Genomic DNA, 22166 nt, shown 5'->3' with positions numbered 1-22166 from the left:
TGCACTGCATGCCGGCGCCACATGGCGACGGCGTGGAATCTGGTGCCGATCCTCGAGGCGACCGGCTAACCTGTTGAGGTATTTGGCTGCCCGCCGAACCGAATCGCAGGCGCCTCACTCACACAGGTTCATCATAGCGAGGGCGTCGCCGGTTCACCGTTAGCTGCCGCACACTGCGCGGAAGAACTCGGCAATTAAGGCAGGCTTAAGTGTCCTGCGCGGCCGCTGCGCCCAGGCATGAAAAAGGGGAGCCGCAGCTCCCCTCGCCTGTTCGCGCGAACCGCGCGGTCAGAACTTGTAGCGCAGGTTCAGGTAGAACTGGCGCCCGGCGACATCCAGCTTCTGCTGCTCTTCCTCGCTGTAGCGGTAGTAGGCGCGCTTCACATTGGTGAGGTTGGTCGCGCTGAACGACAGCGACAGCTGCTGCGTGAGGTTGTAGCTGGCGTTCAGGGCGAGCGTGGTCACCGGTGCGGCCATGGTCGGCGCGGTCGGCATCACGATCCCGTTGATGACCGAGTTGCCCTGGCTGTTGGCGGTCGGCGACGGCGCCGTGGTGCTGTTCACGTACTCGCCGCGGTAGTTCGCCACCAGGCGCGCCGAGGCCTTGTCGTTCTCGAAGTACAGGCCCAGGTTGCCGGCCCATTCCGAGGCGCCCACCATCGGGCGGCCGTCGTCGACCTTGGTCTTGGCGCGGCTGACGTTCGAGGTGAAGCCGAACGGGCTCTGGCCGAAGGGCTGCTCGTAGGCCAGCTCGATGCCGGTGATCTTCGCGCCCTGCTGCGACGAGGTGTTGATGAAGAAGGTCTTCACCACCTGGTCGCGCGGATCGGTCAGTTCGATGGTCGAGGTGCCGACGGTGCCGGTCTTCACGTAGCCGTCGATCTTCGAGTGGAACACGCTGGCCGTCACGTTCGAGCGGCGCGCGAAGAACCAGGACCAGGAGATGTCGACGTTGTCCGAGGTGAGCGGATGCAGGTCCGGGTTCGGACCCGTCACGCGGCAGCCGTTGACGTCGCAGCCCGGGGTGCCGAAGCCGCTGCCCAGCACGTTGTAGTTCTGGCGGCCGATGGTGCGGCTGGCGCCGAAGCGGGCGATCATGTCCGGCGTGATCTCGTAGCGCAGGTTCAGGCTCGGCAGGAAGTTCTTGAAGACCTTGTGGGTCGGCGTCTTGTAGTACATCGTGCCCGACAGCGGGTTGAAAGTCGCGCCGTCGTAGAAGGCCACCGCATCGCCGGCATCGGTGATCGCGCCAGGGTAAGCCGCGCAGACGGTCGGCGCCTGGCCCGGCGCGCTGCGCAGGCAGGTGCGCGGGTTCGGGATCGGGGTGGCGATCTGGGCGTCGACCACGGTGCGCACGTAGCGCAGGCCGACGTTGCCCGACCACGGACCATTCTCCAGGTTGGCCATCAGGTAGGCCGAGCTCTGGCGCTCGCGCATGTCGATTTCGGTGCTGACGCGGCGCTCGAAGGCTTCGCTGGTTTCCTTGGTGTTGGCCGCGATGTAGGCCTTCAGCGCTTCCGGGGTGTAGGTGAAACCGGTGTTGTCCCAGCCCGAGCCGCCCAGGCCGGAGCCGAAGTTGCCCGGGTAAGGCTGCCAGCCCTCGGTCGGGGTCACGGTCGACTGGATGATCTTGCCGGTGGCATCGTAGGTGACGGTCAGCGGCGTGCGGAAGGCCGGACCCCAGCGGCGGCTGTCGCGCTTGTGGTCGGCGTGGCGCAGGCCCATTTCCAGCGACTGCACCCAGGCGTTGTTCAGCTTGTATTCGGCGTCGACCTGGCCGCTCGATTCCTTGTCGGTGGTCTTCACGCCCGAGGCGGTGCGGCCGACGATCATGTAGCCGCTGCCGTCCGGGTTGATGCCCGGCTGGTTGCTGCCGGCGCCCTGGTACTGGACATAAGGCGCTTCGTGCAGGCCGCGCAGCGCGTAGGACACGCCGGTGCCGTAGCGGGCAAAGGTGGTGCCCTGGTCGAGGTCGGTCTTGCCGACGCCGCGCGTGGTCGCGAACAGGCCCTTCACGGTCAGGTCCGGGGTCACGCGGTATTTCGCGTCGAGGTCGATAAAGGAACTGGTGGCCTTGGCGCCGTCGCGGTAGAAGCCTTCCGAGTTGCCCACGTACTGGGGCGTGGTGCCGTCCGGGAAGACGATGTCGGCCGACTTCAGGACCTTCAGCTCGTGGCCGTACAAGGTGCGCTCGGTGGTGATCACCGGATTGCGGATCTGGGCATACACGCGCTGGCCGTTCGACGAGGTGTTCGGCGAGGTGCCGGTAGTGCCGCCCAGCGCTTCGCCCTTACCCATCAGCATCGAGTAGATGGCGCCCGAGGTCAGGCGGCCATTGTTGTTCGCGTTCATCTGCGAATGGAAGCCGGTCAGTGTCACGTCGAGGTCGGCGTTCGGCTTGAACTGCATCGACAGCATGCCGCCCTTGCGGTCGCGTACGGACTCGACGAATTCCGAGCTCATCGAACCCGGCAGGCGCACGCCGTTCAGGTCGGCGGCGGTGTAGCCGGTGCCGGCCAGCGAGGCGTCGGTGATGCCGAGCATGGTGGCGGTATTGATCTCGCCCCAGCCGCTGCTGGTGCCGTAGGCAAAGCGCGACACCGAATCGCGGCGCACGTAGCGCTTCTGGGCAAAGCCCTGGGCGATGATGCCGAAGGTGTTCGCTTCGTTCTTCCAGTTGACCGAGACGTCGGCGTCGGGCGCGGTCTTGTCCGGCAACTGGGCATAGCTGGCGCCGATACTGGCCACGCCCGACAGGCGTTCCTTCTGCGCCAGGGGTTTACGCGTGGTGACGTTGATGGTGCCGGCAAGGCCGCCGTCGACGATGTTGGCATACGAGGTCTTGTAGACCAGGGCCTGGTTCAGGACCGAGGACGGCATCAGCGACAGGCTGGTCGAGCGCGAGCTCGAGCCCTGGTCGCCCACGTACCAGTCGCCGCCGGAAACGGTATGGCCGTTGAACAGGATGAGGGACATGTCGGGGTTGGTACCGCGCATCGACACCTTTTCCGCTTCGTCATAGTCGGTACGCACGGCCACGCCGGCCAGGCGCTGCAGCGAGTCGGCCAGGTTGCGGTCGGGCATCTTGCCCACGTCTTCCGCCGTAATGACCTCGACGTTGCCGGTGGCGTTCTTCTTGACGGCGAGCGACTTGGCCATCGAGGCGCGGATGCCGGTGACCTCGACGGTCTGCATCGGCGCCTGCGCCTCGCTGTCCTGGGCCAGGGCCGGCAGTGCGGCCAGGCCGAACAGCGCGGTCGATACGGCCGCTGCGAGCGGCTTCTGCTTGAACATGTTCTCTCTCCTGATATAAGTATTGGCGTCCTGCGGCAGCATGACTTTTCTGCCATACTGAAAGTATTAGCTATAAGCAAATAACTTGCACAATCACTTGTCATCCTCCTGTCATAACTTGGAGGAATGTACATATCGCCTGCAACCGCCGGTTATGGCTGGGCCACGAATAATCATTGTCAAATTGACTCGGCGCGCGTTAGCGTTGGCGTTTCGATTCTCGGAATTCATTGCCCATGCGCTCACTCTCCCTGCTCCTCGCCGGCGCCGTGCTGGCCGGCTGCGCCACCCCGCCCGCGCCGAAGACCGCCCAGGCGCCGGCCACCCCGGTCCCCATCGAGACCATCCTGCAGAAACCGCTTTATCAGATGAGTCCGGTGGAAGCCGGGCGCTACGTGGCCTGGCAGCACGCAGCCGAGCCCGACCTGCGCAAGCGCATCGCCGCCATCGGCCGCAAGAACATCGGCCAGCCCTACATCCTGAATCTGCTGGGCGAATTCCCGTTTGAGGTGCACGACAACCTGCCGCTGTTCAGCCTGGACCACAGCGACTGCGTGGTATTTGCGGAACATACTTACGCGATGGCGCTCTCGAAATCGTGGGAAGAGTTCTTCTGGATGCTGCAGCGCATCCGCTACAAGGACGGCGTGATCGGAGTGGCCACGCGCAACCACTACACGGAACTCGACTGGAACGTGTCGAACCGCTGGCTGGTCACCGATATCAGCGCCGAACTGGCCGGCGCTGGCGCTCCGGGCTACGACATGCGCGTCGACCGCGCACGCTTCCTCAAGACGCGCCACAACACGGTGCGCGAGATCCCGGTCGAGACCAGCCGCCAGGCCTATGTGCCGAAGGAGAGCGTGGCCGCGATCGCGGCGCAGCTGCAGGAAGGCGATTTCGTGAACGTGATCTCGACCCGCGACGGCGAGCACTGGGCCTCGCACGTCGGGCTGGTGGTACTTGGGCCGAATGGCGAACGCCACTTCCTGCATTCGTCGGAACCGCGGGTGCGCGAAGAGACCTTCGAATCCTACATCGCCCGCGCCGCCGAGCGCGAAGCGAAGAATGCGCGCGAGGGCAAGAACGGCCAGCGCCTGGCCGGCTTCAAGTTCCTGCGCCTGAACGACAACATCGTGGTGCCGCCGATGGCGCCGCAACCGCGTCCGGGAGCCTGACGGACTGACCTTCCCCCGCCTGCCCTTGCCTGCCGCCCGATGCCGGACGGCGGGCGCTGGCGACTTCCCGCGCTTCACGGACGTTCTTCCCTCCCGCTGTTCGTCCGCGCGTTACTCCAGCTTCATGTCTCCGCGGTTCTCCGCTGCCTTTCCCCCGCACTTCCCGCTCATCACGTTCCCGGCGTCTGCCCTATGCCCGTCCAGCTCGCCTGTGCGGCACGCCAATATCTTCTGAAATAGTTCTAAAAAGAAATCTATCACGTAAATTACGTCGATATATTTCCTATTTCCATTTCTTATATTTAACGACAGCCGTTCTTCATTTTAATTCGCAATTCGCGGTTGAGCAGGGTCAAACGCTGCACGCCGAGGCGGCCGGATAATAAACTTACTCAGCGATGATTAGTCTAATTCTCGCTCATTGATTTAATTAATCGCGGAAATATTGCTGAGCACGTTAATTCCTTGTTTTTACCAGCCTGGATAATCCGCATTCCCGCAACCATTTGACCGCGATTACCATGTCGACCCAGTCCACGAATATCCTGAACCAATTCTGTGCCCGCATGGTGTCGCTCGGTCGGACCACGAAAATCGCCCTGATGGTCGCGATCGACCTGCTTGCGCTGCCCCTCTGCTTCCTGATCGCCCTGCTGCTGCGCGGCGACATGCGGCTCGCTGCCAATTACGGCCCGGCCTCTTATATATTAGTGGCGCTGGTCACGATTGCCGCTTTTTCGATGTCCGATCTTTATCGGGCCGTTATCCGTTTCATCGACCAGCGATTATTGGGCGCCACCGGCCTTGCCCTCGGCATTGCCGTATTATGTGCTTATGTCGTGCTGTTTGCCATTAACGACGCGGTATTTCCCCGCAGCGCATTGGCTATTTACTGGTTTATCGTTTTCTCGTATGTCGTCACCTCGCGTATTGGCATGCGCAATTTCCTGCGCAATCATACGAAAGGCCGCCAGACGTCGGACGCCGTCGCCATCTACGGCGCCGGCGAACCCGGCGCGCGCCTCGCGCAAACCATGCGCAACAGCGACGAACACTGCCCGGTCTGCTTCTTCGACGACAAGCGCGCCCTGGTCGACCGCACCATCGCCGGCCTGCGCGTCTTCCACACCGACCGCCTGGCCGACCTGGTCGCCGCCCACGGCATCCGCACCGTCGTCATCGCCGTGCCCGCCATGCCGGCCGAGCGCCTGCGCGACATCATGCAGCGCCTGGCGCAAGCCGGCGTCACCACCAAGATCCTCAGCCGCCTGGTCGACCTGGCCGACGACCGGGTGCGTCCACGCGACTCGATCCGCGAACTGAAGTTCGAAGACCTGCTCGGCCGCCCGCCGGTGCCGCCGCGTCTCGACCTCTTTGCCCGCTGCGTGCGCGGCAAGACCGTGCTCGTCACCGGCGCCGGCGGCTCGATCGGCGGAGAGCTGTGCCGCCAGATCGTCACCCTCGGCCCGGCGCGCCTGCACCTGCTCGACCACTCCGAATACGCGCTCTACACGGTGCGCCAGGAACTGAGCATCCGCTTCCCCGACCTGCGCATCGACGCCCACCTCGGCTCGGTCTGCAATGCCGACCTGGTCGAACGCATCCTCGGCGGCAGCCACGTCGACACCGTCTACCACGCCGCCGCCTACAAGCACGTGCCCCTGGTCGAGGCCAACATCGTTGAGGGCCTGCGCAACAACGTGCTCGGCGCCCAGGTCGTGGCCAGCGCCTGCGCCCGCCACAACGTCGAAACCTGCGTACTGATCTCCAGCGACAAGGCGGTGCGCCCGACCAACATCATGGGCGCCAGCAAGCGCATCGCCGAACTGATCTTCCAGGCGGCGGCCGCGCGCGGCAGCCAGACCACCTTCTGCATGGTCCGCTTCGGCAACGTGCTCGGTTCCTCGGGTTCCGTGATCCCCTTGTTCCAGCGCCAGATCGCCAAGGGCGGCCCGCTCACCATCACCCACCCCGAGGTGTCGCGCTACTTCATGCTCATTCCCGAGGCTGCGCAGCTGGTCATCCAGGCCGGCGCCATGGCCAAGGGCGGCGACGTCTTCGTGCTCGACATGGGCGAGCCGGTGCGCATCGTCGACCTGGCGCGCACCATGATCGCGATGTCCGGCCTTACCGAAAAATCGCCGCAGAACCCGAACGGCGACATCGAGATCAAGTTTGTCGGTTTGTTCGCGGGCGAAAAGCTGCACGAGGAACTGCTCACCGACGGCACCGTCTTCCCCAGCGAGCATCCACGCATCATGCGCATGAAGGAAAACGCGCTGCGTCCCAGCGTGCTGGAAACCTGCATCACCTGCCTGATGATGGCCTGCGAGACCCACGAGCGCGCCATGATCGAATCGATGGTCAAGGCCATCGTCAGCGAATACACGCCGCAGCTGCCGGCCGCGGCACCGGTGCCGCTGCCCGAGCCGGCCCGTCTCAGTCTGATCAACAAGTTCGTGCCCTTCCGCATCTAGCGGCACGGCTTCCGTTTTTGATTCTTTTACCTTGAATTGGCGAGGATACCCATGCGCGACGAACACCAATCGGCCCACCTGCAACAGCTCACCGCCAAACTGCGCGACCGCACAGCCGTCGTCGGCATCATCGGGCTCGGCTACGTCGGCCTGCCGCTGACCCTGCGCTATGCCGAAGCCGGTTTCCGCGTGCTCGGCATCGACATCGACAGCGCGAAAGTCGAGAAGCTGAACCGCGGCGAGAGCTACATCCGCCACATCGCAGCCGACGACATCGCCGCTGCGCGCGAGGCCGGTTTCGAAGCCACCACCGATTTCACCCGCGCCCACGAAGCGGACGCCCTGGTCATCTGCGTGCCCACGCCCCTGAATGCCTACCGCGAACCCGACCTGTCCTTCGTGCTCGACACCGTCGACGCCCTGCTGCCCTTCATCCGCCCCGGCCAGCTGCTCTCCCTGGAAAGCACCACCTATCCCGGCACCACCGAGGAAGAACTGCGTCCGCGCCTGGAGTCGCGCGGCCTGGAAGTCGGGCGCGATGTCTTCCTCGTGTTCTCGCCCGAGCGCGAAGACCCGGGCAACGCCCACTTCGAAACCCGCACCATTCCGAAGGTCTGCGGCGGCAGCACCGCGGCCTGCCTGGAAGCCGGCGTCGCCCTGTACAGCGCCGCGATCGACCGCGTGGTGCCGGTCAGCTCGACCCGCGCCGCGGAGCTCACCAAGCTGCTGGAAAATATCCACCGCGCGGTGAACATCGGCCTGGTCAACGAAATGAAGATCATCGCCGACAAGATGGACATCGACATCCACGAGGTGATCCGCGCCGCCGCCACCAAGCCCTTCGGCTTCACGCCCTATTACCCCGGTCCGGGCCTGGGCGGGCACTGCATCCCGATCGACCCCTTCTACCTCACCTGGAAGGCGCGCCAGTACGGCGTCCACACCCGCTTCATCGAGCTGGCCGGCGAAATAAATAGCGACATGCCGCACTGGGTGATCGGCAAGGTCACCGACGCCCTGAATCAGCGCGGGCGCTCGGTGATGGGCAGCCGCGTGCTGGTGCTGGGCATCGCCTACAAGAAAGACGTCGAGGACATGCGCGAGTCGCCCTCGGTCGAACTGATGGAACTGCTGCGCGACAAGGGCGCCCACGTCGACTATTCCGACCCGCACGTGCCCGTGTTCCCGCGCATGCGCGAGCACCGCTTCGAACTCTCCAGCGTGGCGCTCACGCCCGACGCCCTGGCGTCCTACGACCTGGTGCTGCTGGCCACCAGCCACAGCGCCTTCGACTACGACATGATCCGACGCTATGCCAACCTGATCGTCGACACCCGCGGCGTCTACCTGGAACGCCTGCCCCACGTCGTCAAGGCCTGAAGCGATCACCGGAGAACGTCATGCGCAACTATCCCCCCGCCATCGTCGACCGCAAGATCCGCTTTGCCCTGGTAGGCTGCGGCCGCATCGCCAGGAACCATTTCGCTGCCATCGCCGAACACCGCGAACGCTGCGAACTGGTTGGCGTCTGCGACATCGACCCGCGCGCCCTGCGCGAGGCAGCCGACAAGACCGGCGCCGAAGCCTATGCCAGCCTGGACGACATGCTGGCGCGCTGCGACGCCGATGCCTTCATCGTCACCACGCCCTCGGGCCTGCACCCCGAGCAGGCGGTGCGCATCGCGCGCGCCGGACGCCACGTGATCACCGAAAAGCCGATGGCCACGCGCTGGGAAGACGGCAAGCGCATGGTGAATGCCGCCGACGTCGCCGGCGTGCGCCTGTTCGTCGTCAAGCAGAACCGCCGCAACGCCACCCTGCAATTGCTGAAAAGCGCGGTCGACAAGAAGCGCTTCGGCCGCATCTACATGGTCAACCTGAACGTGTTCTGGACCCGGCCCGACGAGTACTACAACAGCGCCAAGTGGCGCGGCACCTGGGAATTCGACGGCGGCGCCTTCATGAACCAGGCCAGCCACTACGTCGACCTGATCGACTGGATCATCGGCCCGGTGGAAAGCCTGCAAGCCTACACCGCCACCCTGGCGCGCAACATCGAGGTCGAGGACACCGGCGTCATCAGCCTGCGCTGGCGCAACGGCGCGCTCGGCTCGATGAACGTGACCATGCTCACCTACCCGCGCAACATGGAAGGCTCGATCACGGTGCTGGGCGAACACGGCACGGTGCGCATCGGCGGCGTCGCCGTCAACGAAGTCCAGCAATGGGAATTCGCGACGCCCGACGCCGACGACGACAAGGTGCGCGACGCCAGCTACGAGACCACCTCGGTCTACGGCTTCGGCCACCCGCTCTACTACGACAACGTCATCAAGGTGCTGCGCGGCGAAGCCGAACCCGAGACCGACGGCCGCGAGGGACTGAAGTCGCTCGAGGTGCTGGTGGCCGCCTACATGTCGGCGCGCGACGGCAAGCGCGTCGCCCTGCCGCTGGAGTATTGAGATGGACGCCGGCATCCATTCCAGCGCCATCGTCGACGACGGCGCCACGCTCGGTCCCGGCACCCGGGTCTGGCACTTTGCCCACGTCTGCGCCGGCGCCCGCGTCGGCGCCGGCTGCTCGCTCGGGCAAAACGTGTTCGTCGCCAACGACGTCGTCATCGGCGACCGCGTCAAGATCCAGAACAACGTCTCGGTCTACGACGCCGTCACCCTGGAAGACGACGTCTTCTGCGGGCCGAGCATGGTGTTCACCAACGTGCACAACCCGCGCGCCGCCGTCGAACGCAAGCACGAGTACCGCCGCACGCGCGTGAAACGCGGCGCCACGATCGGGGCCAACGCCACCATCGTCTGCGGCGTCACGGTCGGCGAATTCGCCTTCATCGGCGCCGGCGCCGTGGTCACGCGCGACGTACCCGATTTCGCCCTGATGGCCGGCGTTCCCGCGCGCCAGATCGGCTGGATGAGCCGCCACGGCGAGCGCCTGCCGCTGCGCCTGGGCGGCAACGGCGAAGCCCTGTGCCCGCATACCGGCGACCTGTACCTGCTCCAGGACGGCGTCTGCATGCTGGTCCCCGAAGCACAGGCTTGAATCAGGGCCAGACACCGCGCCCGATCCATCGCCTGATACCGAGCCTACATTCCGAGCCTACATTCCGAGCCCGACACCGAAAACGGAACCACCATGGAATTCATCGACCTGAAAGCCCAATACGCCGCCTCGCGCGAAACGATCAACGCACGCATCCAGGCCGTGCTCGACCACGGCCAGTACATCCTCGGCCCCGAAGTGGCCGAGCTCGAGGCGCGCCTGGCCGACTATACCGGCGCGCGCCACTGCATCACGGTGGCCTCCGGCACCGAGGCCTTGCTGATCGCGCTGATGGCGCTCGGCATCCGTCCCGGCGACGAAGTCATCACCACGCCTTTCTCCTTCATCGCCACCGCCGAGGTCATCGTACTGCTCGGCGCCACGCCGGTGTTCGTCGACATCGACCCGGCCACCTGCAACATCGCCCCTGGCATGATCGAGGAACGGATCACGCCGCGCACGCGTGCCATCATGCCGGTGTCGCTGTATGGCCAGCCGGCCGACATGGACGAAATCAATGCCATCGCCACGCGCCACGGCCTGGCCGTGATCGAGGACGCCGCCCAAAGCTTCGGCGCCACCTACCGCGGGCGCCAGAGCTGCAATCTGTCGACGGTCGGCTGCACCAGTTTCTTCCCGAGCAAGCCGCTGGGCTGCTACGGCGACGGCGGCGCCCTGTTTACCAGCGACGACGCGATCGCCGCCGCCGCGCGCGAAATCCGCGTGCACGGCCAGTCGCGCCGCTACGTGCACACTCGCGTCGGCGGGCGCATGGACACCCTGCAATGCGCGATCGTGCTGGCCAAGCTCGACCGCTTCGACTGGGAGCTGGCCCAGCGCCAGCGCGTGGCCGACGGCTACGAGGCCCTGCTCTCGGGCCGCGTGCAGCTGGTGGGCCAGGCGCGCGACCGCAGCAGCGCGCATGCCCAGTACACGGTGGTGGTCGAGGAACGCGAGCGCATCCAGGCCCAGCTGCAGGCGGCCGGGATTCCCACTACCGTCCACTACCCGGTGCCGATGCACCTGCAGCCGGCTTATGCCCACCTGTCCAGCGCCGACGCCTGCCCGGTCGCCAGTGGCATGGCCGCACGCGTGCTCAGCCTGCCGATGGGCCCCTACCTCGACGACGCCGGCACGCGCCGCGTGGCCCAGACCCTGCTGCAGTCGCTGCGCATTCCGGTTCCGACGTCCGCTGCGGATTCTGACGCGGCGTCCGCGGCATCCACCGTCACAGCGAGCGCCGCCACAGCATGAAGCTGCATCCGCCGACCTTCTGGAAGCACGTGATGACGGTGCTGGGCGGCGCGCTCGGCGCCCAGGCCCTGCCCTTGCTGGCGGCGCCGCTGATCACGCGCCTGTGCACGCCGGCCGACATGGGCGCCTTCAGCCTGTGGCTGGCGATCGTGGCGGTCACGGCCATCGGCGCCACGCTGCGCATGGAAACGGCGATGATCCTCGACCACGAAACCGAGCAGCAGCGCACCTGCTTCGGCGTGGTGCTGTACGCGGCCACCATCACCGCGGTGATCGTCACCGCGCTCACCGTCGGCGCCCACCTGGTCGACGTGCCGGCGATCCACCAGCTCACCTGGCCGGCCCTGCTCACCGTCGGTATCGGCACCTGGCTGACCGCCAACATGCAGACCACGCTCGCCTACGCCACCTCGCACAATGCCTTCGGCAAGGCCGCGCGCGCCAAGGTCTGGGGCGCCGGCACCATCGCCGTGTCGCAGCTGGTCCTGCTGTTCGTCGGCGTCGGTGGCGTGGCCCTGCTGGCCGGGCAACTGATCGGCCTGTTCACGGGCCTGATGATGGCGCGCCACTTCCTGCAACCGCCGCCGGCGCGCATCGGCTGGACGCTCGGCCCGGAAGCGCGCGCCTACCTGGTACGGCATCGGAACTTCTGGCGCTACGCCCTGCCCTCGAACCTGCTCAACAACCTGGTCGGCCAGTTGCCGCTGTTCCTGATCGGCATGCGCCATGGCGCCATGGCGGCCGGTCTGTACGCCCTGACCCAGCGCGTGCTGGCCGCACCGATCTCGCTGCTGGCGGCCTCGGTGCTGGAAGTGTTCAAGCGCCAGTCGGTGCACGAGTTCCAGACCGTCGGCAACTGCAAGCAGGCCTACCGCTACACCTTCAAGGTGCTGATGCTGCTGGGCCTGGCGCCCTCGCTGGTGCTGCTGCTGTTTTCTCCGCACCTGTTCTCATGGGTGTTCGGCCCGGCCTGGCGCGAAGCCGGCGAACTGGCGCAGATCCTGGCGCCGCTCTACTTCCTGAACTTCGTCGCCAGCCCGCTCAGCTATGTGTTCTTCGTCACCGGCAAGCAAAACGTCGACCTGTGGTGGCAGCTGACCCTGTTCGTCATAACGGTCAGCGCCTTTGTCATCCCCGGCTCGCTGCACGACAACGTGCTCTGGTACGCGATCGGCTATTCCTCGCTGTATTTCGTCTACCTGCACATGTCCTGGCAGTGTTCCCAGAACCGGCTGGCCACAGCATGAACGCCTACGCCGCCACGAACCCGGGCTTGCGCCCGAATGTGCGACCACACTCGCGCCCGCTTTCCTCGCGGCGCGAGCAGGCCGTCCTGCTGGCGGCATTCTTCCTGCTGTTCCCAGGATTTTTCTTCTATCACACCCTGCTCGGGACCGGCACCACTGGAGCCTTCCTGGGCGGCTATTTCGCCCCGATCTCGGTGCTGTTCGCGCTGCCGCTCACCCTGATCTACATCAAGCGCATGCGGCGCGACCCGCGCCGCTTCCACCTCGTCGATCTGCACCTGGGCCTGTTCCTGCTCTACTTCGCCGCCGTCATCGTCGTGAACGCGGCGGCCGGCGCGAACCGCACCATCGTCGGCAACCACATCCTGGGCTGCCTGTTCATCTTCAACATGTTCGTGATCGCCAGCTTCCTCGACTTTGCCGGCCGCCCTTTCCGCATCGTCGGGCTGCTCAGCCTGGCAGGAATGTCGGCGGTCGCCTTTTCCTATTCGGTGGACGGCGTGTTCTACCTCGGCGCCATGGGCATCGCCAAGGATGCCGACGCGCTCGCCACCTACCAGGGTTTCGCGCGCTCCTACCTGATCACCTTCCTGCCGGTCATCGCGTTCACCCGCTCGCTGCCGCTGCGCCTGCTGCTGCATGCGGGCGGCGCCGCCACCCTGTTCGTGAACACCGCGCGCAGCGAGTTCGCGGCCCTGATGTTCGTGATTCCCATCATCGAGTTCTATTATTCGCGCCACAAGCTGCACTTCATCCTCTGCGGCCTGATCCTGTTCTTCGTGATCCACTTGTACTTCGACCGCATCCTGGCCGCACTGCCCGACAACCGCATCCTCGAGCTGCTCGACTTGTCGCACTCGACCTCGGCCAACAAGCGCCACTACCTGACCGTGCACGCGGTGCAGACCATCCTGGCCCACCCCCTGCTCGGCGACTACGCCAGCTACAAGCCCGGCTATTACTCGCACAACGTGCTCTCGGCCTGGGTCGACCTCGGTTTCTTCGGCATCGCCTACCTCAGCCTGGTGACCATCGTGCCCATCATCCCGATGTTCATTCGCGAATACTTTGCCCCGCGCCACTGCGGCATCTTCCTGCTCGGCTTTTCCATGGCCTGCGTCACCGTGCTGCTGCTCATTACCTCGCACTACTTCACCGACATGCTGATCGGCGCCACGCTGGGCGCCAGCTCCCGCTACTTCTACGAGAGGAAATATGCGAAAAATCGCACACCTGACCTCCGCCCACCCACGCCACGACACCCGCATCTTCATCAAGCAATGTCGTAGCCTGGCGGCGCATGGACATGACGTGAGCCTCGTGGTGGCCGACGGGGCCGGTCCGGAACGCGCCGACGGCGTGCGCGTGGTCGACGTCGGGCGCCTGCCCGGACGCGTGAACCGCATGCTGCGCACCACCCGCCGCGTGCGCGACGCCGCGCTCGCCCTCGACGCCGACGTCTATCAATTGCATGACCCCGAACTGATCCCCGTCGGCCTCAGCCTGAAGCGCCTGGGCAAGAAAGTGATCTTCGATTCGCACGAAGACGTGCCATCGCAGCTGCTGGCGAAACCCTACCTCGGCAAGACTTCGGCGCGCCTGCTGTCGCAGTCCTTCGGCGCCTACCAGCGCTTCGCCTGCAGCCGCTTCGATGGCGTGATCGCCGCCACCCCGACCATTCGCGACAAATTCGTGCCCATCAATCCGCGTTCGGTCGACGTCAACAACTATCCGCTGGTGAGCGAATTCGATGTCGCCGCCGACTGGCGCAACAAGCCGGCCCAGGTTTGCTATGTGGGCAGCATCTCGGCCATCCGCGGCATCCGCGAACTGGTGCGCGCCTGCGCGCTGCTGCGCTCGAACGCACGCCTGGCGCTGGCCGGGCAGTTCGCCGAAGCCGAGCTCGAAGCCGAGGTGCGCGGCTATCCGGGCTGGGACAAGGTCATCGCCCACGGCCACCTGGGGCGGGTGGGCGTGAACCGCGTGATGCGCGGCGCGATGGCCGGGCTGGTGACCCTGCATCCGGTGCTGAACTACCTCGATGCGCTGCCGGTGAAGATGTTCGAATACATGGCTTCGGGTATCCCGGTGATCGCCTCGCGCTTTCCCTTGTGGCGCAGCATCATCGACAGGCACGGTTGCGGCGTCTGCGTCGACCCGGGCGACCCGGCGGCGATCGCGGCTGCCATCGACCACCTGGTCCAGCACCCGGAACTGGCGGCGCGCATGGGCGAGAACGGCCGGCGTGCCGTGGAGCAGCATTATAACTGGCTGCACGAATCCGAAAAGCTGATCGCGTTTTATGAAACTGTGTGATTTCACATGAACGCGCCAAAACTCCATGAAATCGCCATGCCATATCGCGGCGGCGATATTTTCCACTCAGAAAATCATTGCGTTTTTAATGGCGCATTCCACACGCAGATTTAATCAGCTTCAAAGAGCAATTTACCGACCGGATTTATTGTCTTATTAAACTGCCGAGCCGACACCATGAATTCCATCCTGCGCCATTACCGCCTGCTGTCCGATATTATCCGGCTCCCGGTGGCCCATCTGCATTTCGACTCAGCAATTCATCCGACGGATATCCGTACCACCTACCGCTATTACACGAAACCGCATCCGCGCTATAAAGTCATCCGGAATAAGACCATCGGCGCCGCCCTGCTCGACCTCGGCAGCCTGGGCACGCAGGAACACTACCTGGAATCCATCAAGGGAAAAAACGCCGGCGCCCACCATGCACGGCGCGCCCGCGCACGCGGCTACCAGCTGCGCCACATCGACCGCAATGCGTATATCGACGACATCTACGCGGTCAATACCTCGCTGGAGGAACGCCAGGGCCGGCCAATGGACGCGAAATACCGCGAAAAATCCACGGCATTCGATACGCTTGCGCATTTCAGCTATTACGGCGTCTTCAATTCCGAAAATCGCCTGGTCGCTTATGCAAATCTCGGCCATTACGGTAATTTCTCCTCGTTTTCCCAGCTGATCGGCATCCGCAACAACGACGGCATCATGCACATGATGGTGGTCGATATCGTCGAGCAATTAATTTCCCAGGGCCGCGCCCGCTACCTGATGTACGACACCTTTTTCGGCGCCCAGCCAGGTTTGCAGACATTCAAAAAAATCCTCGGTTTCCGCCCTTATCGCGCCAGGTACACATTGCAATGATCAGTCTCCTGAATCGGCTGTATGCCGACTATTTCATGCCGACCAGGCTGGGCGAATACGGCGCCCTGCTGCGCGAGGCGCGCGACCGCGGTTATGCGCAAATAACCGTGCGCAGCTTTTTCCGCCAGCTCGTGGCGGCAGACGGTGGGGTGCCGAGGCCGGCGCCGGCCAGGATCCTGGTGCACCGGCACGACATCGACAGCGATGTCCGCACGGCGCGCAAGATGTTCGACCTGGAGACCCGGCATGGCGTCAGCGCCAGCTATTACTTCCGGCTCAGTACCCTGGATTTCGGCTTCATGCGCGAAATCGAGGCCGCCGGCGGCGAAGCCAGCTACCACTACGAGGAAGTGGCCGACTTCGCCAAGCGCCACCGCATCCGCTGTGCCAAGCTGATCCGCCAGCGCTTCCCCGAGATCCGTGAACTCTTTGTGCGCAACTTCAATAGCATCGGCGAACGCCTCGGCCTGCAGATGGTCACCGTCGCCAGCCACGGCGATTTCGCCAACCGCCGCCTGAACGTCATCAACCACGAGCTGCTGCGCGACCCCGAGCTGCGGCGCCGCTGCGGCATCGAGTGCGAATCCTACGACAACGAGTTGCTACGCCATTTCGATATGTACATCAGCGACCGCTCCTATCCGCAGTTCTACTACCCGATGTCGCCCTTCGACGCCATCGAGCGGCATAAGCGCATCTGCTTCCTGACCCACCCGGTGCAATGGGAAACCAACTGGATCGAGAACACCCGCTGCAACGTCCGCCGCCTGGCAGAGGAGATCGCATGGCGCGCCTGAATATCCTGCTGATCAACCATTACGCGGGCTCGGTACGCCACGGCATGGAGTACCGCCCCTACTACCTGGCGCGCGAATGGGTGCGGCTCGGGCACCGCGTGCGCATCGTCGCGTCCTCGACCTCGCACATCCGCGCCCAGGCGCCGGAGATGGACGGCCGCACGCGGCTCGACCAGACCATCGACGGCGTCGACTACACCTGGTTCGCCACCCCGTCCTACCAGGGCAACGGCGCGGCGCGGGTGCGCAACATGGCCAGTTTCGTCTGGCGCCTGCTGCGCGAAGGACGCGCCCTCGCACGCGAGGTGCAACCGGACATCGTCATCGCCTCCAGCACCTATCCGCTCGACATCTGGCCGGCGCGCCGCATCGCCCGCCTGGCCAGTGCGCGCCTGCTGTTCGAGCTGCACGATTTGTGGCCGCTGTCGCCGATGGAACTGGGCGGCTACTCGCGCTGGCATCCCTTCATCATGCTGCTGCAGGCGGCCGAGAACTACGCCTGCCGCCATGCCGACGCCATTGTCTCGATCCTGCCCAAGGTACGCGAGCACCTGGAAGCGCACGGCATGGCGCCGCACAAGCTGCACATCGTGCCGAACGGCGCCGATCCGGCCGAATGGGCGGCGGACAGCGCGGCCCTGGCGCCCGCGACCGACAAACTACTGGCGGCGCTGCGCGCCTCGAACGACTGCATCGTCGGCTACGCCGGCACCCACGGCATCGCGAACGCCCTCGACACCCTGGTCGAAGCCGCCTCGCTGCTGCGCCACCGGCGCGTCGCCTTCGTACTGGCCGGCGGCGGCCCCGACAAGCAGCGCCTGCGCCTGCGCGCCCGCACCCTGGCGCTCGACAATATTTACTTCCTCGACCCGGTGCCGAAGCAGCAGGTGCCGGCCCTGCTGCGCCGCTTCGACCTTGCCTACATCGGCTGGAAGCGCCAGCCCCTGTACCGCTTCGGCATCGCGCCGAACAAGCTGATCGACTACATGATGGCGGCGCGCCCGGTGGTGCACGCGGTCGAAGCCGGCAACGACCCGGTGGCCGAAGCCGGCTGCGGCCTCACGGTCACGCCCGAGGACCCGCAGGCCCTGGCCGCCGCCATCGCGGCGCTGATGGAAACCGCCCCGGCCGAGCGCGAAGCCATGGGCCTGCGCGGCCAGCGCCACGCCCTCGCCCACCTCACCTATCCCGTCCTCGGACAACGCTTCTTGACCGCCTGCGCAGGAGACCCACAACATGGATGACCACCAGATTGCCGCGGCCGGCACCGATGCGCCTGCCGCTTCCATCGCCACCCTCACGCCCCCCACACCCGCCACATCCATGGCGCCCGCTGCGGCCGGTGCGCCAACGATGCCTGCGATGCCGATCGTGCAGGCCGCCTCTACCGCGCCGGGACCGGCCGTCGGCGCCGCACCCGACGCCGGCAACGCCACGGCAGCGCCCTTCCTCCCGTTTGCCCTGCCCGACATCGGCGAAGAAGAAATCGCGGCCGTGGTCGAGTGCCTGCGCTCCGGTTGGGTCACCACTGGCCCGGCGACGCGCCGTTTCGAGGCGGCGTTTGCCGCCTACCTGGGCGACGGGGTCCAGGCCATTTCCGTCAACTCGGCCACCGCCGGCCTGCACCTGGCGCTGGAAGCGCTCGGCATCGGTCCCGGCGACGAAGTCATCGTGCCCACCCTCACCTTCACCGCCACCGCCGAGGTGGTGCGCTACCTGGGCGCGCAACCGGTGCTGGTCGACGCCGATCCGGCCACCCTGAACCTGTCCCCGCGAGCCGTCGAGGCGGCGATCACGCCGCGCACGCGCGCCATCGTCCCGGTCCACTATGCCGGGATGGCCTGCGCCATGGACGAACTGCTAAGCATTGCGCGCGCCCACGGCCTGCGCGTGGTCGAGGACGCGGCCCACGCCTTCCCGACCCGCTACCGGGGCCGCCTGGTCGGCACCCTCGACAGCGACATCACCGTCTTCAGCTTCTATGCCAACAAGACCATGACCACCGGCGAAGGCGGGATGGTAATCGCGCGCGACCCCGACCTGGCGCGCCGCATCCGCCTGATGCGCCTGCACGGCATCAGCCAGGATGCCTTCGACCGCTATGTCTCCAAGACGCCGGCCTGGTTCTACGAGGTCGTTGCCGCCGGCTTCAAGTACAACCTGACCGACATCGCTTCGGCGATCGGCCTGGAACAGCTGCGCAAGATCGACCGCTTCCTGGCGCGGCGCGAGCACCTGGCGGCGCGCTACGACGCGGCCCTGGCCGGCCTGCCCCTGCTCCTGCCGCCGCGCCCTTTCGGCGACAGCACCCATGCCTGGCACCTGTACGTCGTGCGCCTGCGCGCCGACGCGCCGTTGGGCCGCAACGAACTCATCCTGCGGCTGTCGCAACTCGGCATCGGCACCAGCGTGCACTTCATTCCGCTGCACCGCCAGCCCTACTGGCGCGACAACTGCGCCTCGGACCCGGCCCGCTTCCCGGCCGCCGAGGCCGCCTATGGCGCCATGCTGACGCTGCCGCTGTACACGCGCATGCTCGACGCCGAGCAAGACCGCGTCGTCGCGGCGCTGCAGAAGCTGCTGTCATGATGAAGCGCGCCTTCGACCTGACGGCCGCAGCGCTGGGCGTGATGCTCCTGCTGCCGCTGCTGGCCGCGATCGCGCTGTGGGTGAAGCTCGACTCACCCGGGCCGGTGCTGTTCCGGCAGTTGCGCGTCGGGCGTGGCGGCCAGCTGTTCGAGATCCTGAAGTTCCGCACCATGGCCGCCGCAACCGACCCGCGGCGCCAGCTGACCGTCGGGCGCGATCCGCGCATCACGCGCGCCGGCCACGTGCTGCGCAAGTACAAGCTCGACGAACTGCCGCAGCTATTCAACGTCGTCGGCGGCTCGATGAGCCTGGTCGGGCCGCGTCCGGAAGTGCCGCGCTACGTCGCCTGCTATCCGCCCGACCTGCGCGACCTGGTCCTGTCGGTCCAGCCCGGGGTGACGGACCTCGCCGCCATCCTCTACAAGGACGAAAGCAGCATCCTCGGCCAGGCGGCCGACCCCGAGCGCGCCTACATCGAGACCATCCTGCCGACCAAGCTCGAGTATTACGCCCGCTACGTCCGCGAACGCAGCTTCTGGGGCGACGTGCGCATCATCTTCCGTACGCTGGGCGCGCTTGCACATTGACAGGTGCGCAATGTCCTGGCCTCCCATTTTCGAACTCGGCGACCTGACGCTGACGCTGCCGCTCGCCGCCGCGATGGCGGCCGGGCTGCTCGGCGCACGCGACTGGCGCGCGGGCACCGCCTGGGCCTGCCTGTTCGCGCTGGCGCTGGGCACGGTCGGCGCCGCCAAGCTCGCCTTCCTCGGCTGGGGAACCGGCGTGCCGGCCCTGGATTTCAAGGCGCCGAGCGGCCATGCGGCCGGCGTCAGCGCGGTGTTCCCGACCCTGTTCTACCTGCTGTTGCGGCATGCGGGGGCGCGGCTGCGCCGTGCCGGCGCCGCGGCCGGCATCGTGCTCGGCGCCGCGGCGGCGTATTTGCTGGTGCTCGCCGGCGAGCACAGCCCGGCGGAAGCCTGGGCCGGCTGGATGGTCGGCTGCGGCGCCAGCCTGGCCGCCATCCGGCTCGCCGGGCCGGCGCCGGCCGCGCGCCCTGCTGCGGGACTCGTTTGCGCGCTGCTCGCCTTTGCCGGCGTGGCCTGGGCCATGCAAAGGGCGCAGGTCGGGTACTGGATGATCAAGGTCGCCCTCGCCCTGTCGGGCAATGCGCGCCCATTTCCCTGGGACAGCTGCAGCTGAGCCGTTCCTGTCTTGCGCCGCACTTTTATCGAGGAGAATTATCATGTCCATTGCAAGCTTCCACTGTCTACGACAGAGCCAGCTGAACGAAAACGCCATGCAGTCGCTGCTGATGAACCTGCTGCGCGGCCTCGCCTCGCTGCAGGTTGCGGCGGCCCACCTGCGCGCCGAAATCTACCCCGGCCTGCGCGGCCTGGAAGAGCCCGGCCTGGCCTACATGGCCCTGGCCTTCTTCACCGGCTTCGCGCACCAGGCCGTGATGGTCTTCTTCCTGATCAGCGGCTGGCTGGTGGGCGGCAGCCTGCTCGACAAGATCGGCAAGCCCCAGGCCCTGCGCTCCTACGCGATCGACCGCGTGACCCGGCTCTGGACCGTCCTGCTGCCGATGCTGGTCATGATGCTCGGAATCGGCCTGGTGATCGGCACCATCGCGCCCGAGCCGGCCGGGCTAGGCGCGTCCGACGAATTCTCGGCCGCGGCCTTCGTCGGCAACCTGCTCGGCCTGCAGACCATTTTGGTGGACAAGTTCGGCGGCAATTATCCGCTCTGGAGCCTGGCCAACGAAACCTGGTACTACATCCAATTTCCGCTGCTGGTGCTGGTGTTTACCGGCCGCGGCATCCTGCGTCCGCTTGCCGCCGCCGCCGCGCTGGCGCTGACCGTGGCCTTCCTGCCCTACGTGATGACGCTTTACTTCGGCATCTGGCTGCTGGGCGCCGCCTTCTCGCGCATCCGTATCGACTGCGGCTTCTGGACCCGCATCGCCGTGCTCGCGGTTGCCATGGCCGTGTCGGTGTACTACCGGCTCACCGGTGTCAACGACGACATCCTGCCCGAGTCCTTCGGCCAGGACCTGATCTGCACGATCCCGATCGTGCTCCTGCTGGCCTCGATGCACGCGCCGATCGACCGCAACTCGGCCTTCCTGCGCCGCCTCGGCACCATCGGCAAGCAATTGTCCGAATTCTCCTTCACCCTGTATGTGCTGCACGTGCCGGTGATCGACCTGGTTCAGCATATCGGCCTGACGCAGTTCGGCCGCGAAAAACTCGACCCGGGCAGCGCCGCCGATTTCGCGATCTACTTCGGTGTACTCGGCATCCTGATGCTGTCGGCCTGGCTCTCCTACCTGGTTTTCGAGCGCAATACCTACCGGGTACGCCGCCTCGTCAAGCGCCTGCTGCTGCAGCCGCAAGGCAAGCCGGTGGCCAAGCCCATGCTCTTCCCTAAATAGGCATCAGTTGGCCGGTGCGCCTTGTCGTTGGGCAGGCGCACCGGTTTTCGCATCTTCTGGCTGGGGTCGGCCCTGCTGGTCACATCGGCCAGCCGGGCCAGCGTGGCTGGTGCCACGGCTAGCCGGTTTGGCATGGCTGGCGCCACCGCTAGCCGGTTTGGCGTGTCTGGTTACACCGGTCAGCCGGCCCGGCGCGGCGGGCTGCATCAGCCAGCAGCGCCAGTTCCTCCCGCTCCCCTGCTTATCCGGCCGGCCCCTGTTTGTCCGGCCGGCGCCTTTCGCTCCTCTTTCCCTTGCAGTCCCTTATCCGGCAAGCAAGTGCCGGTGTGCCAGACGGGGTTCGCAAACCTGCAGCTCAACGCGATGCCGCGAATTGGGCGCATGAACCGCGCCACAGTACGCGTAGGCCACAGCAAGGACTCATTTAGTGTGAAGAGATGGATCGCGCCGTCGCAGCCTGGGGCACATGGAGAGCGGCCTGTGGCTACCCGTCGCTCCCGCACCTGGCATCTGACTGGCATGGAAAAGCGCCCCATGGCGCCGGATCGCACCGGATGCTCCGAACGGACGATACGCCGCAGCGCCGCCCTGGCCGCAGAGCACTGCAACAAGACACGGCGGCGCCGGCAAACGCCGCATGGGAGCGGCTGTCGAAA

At 65.9% G+C, this 22166-nt stretch carries 17 protein-coding genes; 16 read left to right on the top strand and 1 reads right to left on the bottom strand.

What is annotated here, in order from left to right; genetic code table 11:
• Positions 1-288: 288 nt before the first annotated feature.
• A complete protein-coding gene (locus ACWYRN_RS18845; protein WP_488689131.1) occupies positions 289-3294 on the bottom strand; it encodes a TonB-dependent receptor in 3006 nt (1001 codons plus the stop codon).
• Between the two features lie 236 nt (positions 3295-3530).
• Between ACWYRN_RS18845 and ACWYRN_RS18840 the strand changes: the two genes are divergently transcribed.
• The 16 genes from ACWYRN_RS18840 to ACWYRN_RS18765 all read left to right on the top strand — a co-directional run bounded on the left by ACWYRN_RS18840 (position 3531) and on the right by ACWYRN_RS18765 (position 21510).
• Entirely contained in the window at positions 3531-4472 is a 942-nt protein-coding gene (locus tag ACWYRN_RS18840) for an N-acetylmuramoyl-L-alanine amidase-like domain-containing protein (protein ID WP_488689129.1), read from the top strand.
• A 521-nt stretch (positions 4473-4993) separates the two neighbouring features.
• Positions 4994-6949, top strand: coding sequence for a polysaccharide biosynthesis protein (locus tag ACWYRN_RS18835; RefSeq protein WP_488689127.1), 1956 nt, complete (start codon positions 4994-4996; stop codon positions 6947-6949).
• A 51-nt stretch (positions 6950-7000) separates the two neighbouring features.
• Positions 7001-8329: a nucleotide sugar dehydrogenase gene (locus ACWYRN_RS18830; RefSeq protein ID WP_488689125.1), complete on the top strand. Its 1329-nt coding sequence runs from the start codon at positions 7001-7003 to the stop codon at positions 8327-8329.
• 20 nt (positions 8330-8349) lie between these two features.
• A complete protein-coding gene (locus tag ACWYRN_RS18825) occupies positions 8350-9411 on the top strand; it encodes a Gfo/Idh/MocA family protein (RefSeq protein WP_488689123.1) in 1062 nt (353 codons plus the stop codon).
• Between the two features lies 1 nt (position 9412).
• Positions 9413-10003, top strand: coding sequence for an acyltransferase (locus ACWYRN_RS18820; RefSeq protein WP_229435118.1), 591 nt, complete (start codon positions 9413-9415; stop codon positions 10001-10003).
• A gap of 93 nt (positions 10004-10096) precedes the next feature.
• Positions 10097-11257, top strand: a complete 1161-nt coding sequence (locus ACWYRN_RS18815; RefSeq protein WP_488689121.1) for a DegT/DnrJ/EryC1/StrS family aminotransferase — start codon at positions 10097-10099, stop codon at positions 11255-11257.
• Positions 11254-12504, top strand: coding sequence for a lipopolysaccharide biosynthesis protein (locus tag ACWYRN_RS18810; RefSeq protein ID WP_488689119.1), 1251 nt, complete (start codon positions 11254-11256; stop codon positions 12502-12504). Before ACWYRN_RS18815 ends, ACWYRN_RS18810 begins: the two co-directional genes overlap by 4 nt.
• Positions 12501-13793 carry a hypothetical protein gene (locus ACWYRN_RS18805; RefSeq protein ID WP_488689117.1) on the top strand — a complete coding sequence of 431 codons (1293 nt, stop codon included), beginning with the start codon at positions 12501-12503 and terminating at the stop codon, positions 13791-13793. Before ACWYRN_RS18810 ends, ACWYRN_RS18805 begins: the two co-directional genes overlap by 4 nt.
• Entirely contained in the window at positions 13720-14820 is a 1101-nt protein-coding gene (locus ACWYRN_RS18800) for a glycosyltransferase family 4 protein (RefSeq protein ID WP_229435114.1), read from the top strand. Before ACWYRN_RS18805 ends, ACWYRN_RS18800 begins: the two co-directional genes overlap by 74 nt.
• A 177-nt stretch (positions 14821-14997) precedes the next feature.
• Positions 14998-15690, top strand: coding sequence for a hypothetical protein (locus ACWYRN_RS18795; RefSeq protein WP_488689115.1), 693 nt, complete (start codon positions 14998-15000; stop codon positions 15688-15690).
• Positions 15687-16487 (top strand): hypothetical protein, encoded by an 801-nt coding sequence (locus ACWYRN_RS18790; RefSeq protein WP_488689113.1) that lies wholly within the window; start codon positions 15687-15689, stop codon positions 16485-16487. Before ACWYRN_RS18795 ends, ACWYRN_RS18790 begins: the two co-directional genes overlap by 4 nt.
• Positions 16475-17731, top strand: a complete 1257-nt coding sequence (locus ACWYRN_RS18785) for a glycosyltransferase family 4 protein (RefSeq protein WP_488689112.1) — start codon at positions 16475-16477, stop codon at positions 17729-17731. Before ACWYRN_RS18790 ends, ACWYRN_RS18785 begins: the two co-directional genes overlap by 13 nt.
• Entirely contained in the window at positions 17724-19076 is a 1353-nt protein-coding gene (locus ACWYRN_RS18780) for a DegT/DnrJ/EryC1/StrS family aminotransferase (RefSeq protein WP_488689111.1), read from the top strand. The genes ACWYRN_RS18785 and ACWYRN_RS18780 overlap by 8 nt, the downstream gene beginning before the upstream one ends.
• Complete coding sequence (locus ACWYRN_RS18775) at positions 19073-19663, top strand: sugar transferase (RefSeq protein WP_488689110.1); 591 nt, start codon at positions 19073-19075, stop codon at positions 19661-19663. Before ACWYRN_RS18780 ends, ACWYRN_RS18775 begins: the two co-directional genes overlap by 4 nt.
• A 10-nt stretch (positions 19664-19673) precedes the next feature.
• Positions 19674-20276, top strand: a complete 603-nt coding sequence (locus ACWYRN_RS18770; protein WP_488689109.1) for a phosphatase PAP2 family protein — start codon at positions 19674-19676, stop codon at positions 20274-20276.
• Between the two features lie 43 nt (positions 20277-20319).
• A complete protein-coding gene (locus ACWYRN_RS18765; protein ID WP_229435107.1) occupies positions 20320-21510 on the top strand; it encodes an acyltransferase family protein in 1191 nt (396 codons plus the stop codon).
• Positions 21511-22166 lie beyond the last annotated feature (656 nt).

Source organism: Massilia sp. BAP21, assembly GCF_057801335.1.
The sequence above is the reverse complement of the archived record's forward strand: the minus strand, read 5'-3'. Positions and strand labels throughout refer to the sequence as shown.